This is a genomic window from Rhodococcus sp. CX (genome assembly GCF_015865005.1).
GTDB lineage: Bacteria > Actinomycetota > Actinomycetes > Mycobacteriales > Mycobacteriaceae > Rhodococcus.
In genome coordinates, this window is the sequence record NZ_JADZGH010000069.1 from 32746 (window position 1) to 34228 (window position 1483).

Genomic DNA, 1483 nt, shown 5'->3' on the forward strand with positions numbered 1-1483 from the left:
GCGGCGGGCTCGCGAGGATGACGCCGGTCAGACCACCGAAGAGGAACGTGATGATGAAGCCGACCGAGAACAGCATCGGCGATTCGAAGGTCAGCTGACCCTTCCACATCGTCAGGATCCAGTTGAAGAACTTCACGCCGGTCGGGACGGCGATGAGGAACGTCATGAACGAGAAGTACGGCAGCAGCACGGCGCCGGTGGCGTACATGTGGTGCGCCCACACCGCGATGGACAGGGCCGCGATCGCGATCGTCGCGTACACCAGACCCGAATACCCGAAGATCGGCTTACGGGAGAAGACCGGGAAGATCTCCGAGACGATGCCGAAGAACGGCAGCGCCACCACGTACACCTCGGGGTGCCCGAAGAACCAGAACAGGTGCTGCCACAGGATCACCCCGCCGGTGGCGGGGTCGTAGACGTTCCCGTTCAGCACCCGGTCGACGAACAGCCCCATGAACGCGGCGGTGAGCAGCGGGAACACCAGCAGGATCAGCACGCTGGTGATGAGGATGTTCCAGGTGAAGATCGGCATCCGGAACATGGTCATGCCGGGGGCCCGCAGGCACACGACCGTCGTGGTCATGTTCACGGCGCCGAGGATCGTGCCCAGACCCATGATGGCCAGACCCATCACCCACAGGTTCGCGCCGACGCCGGGCGTGTGCGTCACGTCGGACAGCGGGGTGTAGGAGGTCCAGCCGAAGTCGGGGGCGCCCCCCGGGGTGATGAACGACGAGACGACGATCAGCGCACCGAACAGGTACAGCCAGTAGCTCAGGGCGTTCAGACGCGGGAACGCGACGTCGGGGGCGCCGATCTGCAACGGCAGGATGTAGTTCGCGAAACCGAACACGATCGGCGTTGCGTACATCAGCAGCATCACGCCGCCGTGCACGGTGAACAACTGGTTGTACTGCTCGTTCGACAGGAACTGCATGCCCGGGACCGCGAGTTCGGCGCGCATCAGCATCGCCATCAGGCCGCCGGCCAGGAAGAACCCGAACGAAGTGACCATGTACATGATCCCGAGGTCCTTGGGATCGGTCGTGGTCATCAGCTTGTAGAGCACCGAGCCCTTGAGGTGATAACGCGCGGGCATGGGACGCGTCGCGCGGGGCGCGGGTGCGGTCACCACTGGATTCACGATGCCTCCGGTCCGCCGTCCGAGAACGGCCGAGTCGTGCACCACCGAGAGGTTCGGACGCGGGTACCGACACCCGGTACCGGACGACCGGCAGTTGGCTGGTCCGGGCCAGCCTAACCCCGTTCCGCCCGCGCTCGCGGGGCTTTCGGGGGGCGGGTCAGACCGTCGCGGCGCGGCGCACCGTCGCCAGGAACGCAGCCGCGGTCAGGAACAGTCCGGAGAACACGCGGTTGGTGATCGACTGCTGCCGCGGGGACCGCATCAGGGTGAGCACGCGCGCGGCCAGACCGGTGTAGCCGGTCATCACGACGACGTCGACGGCGACCATGGTCGCCG

General features: G+C 66.0%; 1 protein-coding gene and 1 pseudogene. Both read right to left on the reverse strand.

The genetic code is table 11. From position 1 onward, the window contains the following. Positions 1–1102, reverse strand: a 1102-nt coding sequence (locus I0Q12_RS07470) for a cbb3-type cytochrome c oxidase subunit I (RefSeq protein ID WP_374068617.1), incomplete at its 3' end; no start/stop codon positions are given. A gap of 202 nt (positions 1103–1304) precedes the next feature. Beyond that, positions 1305–1483, reverse strand: a pseudogene (locus I0Q12_RS32295) (threonine transporter RhtB); the annotation flags it as partial.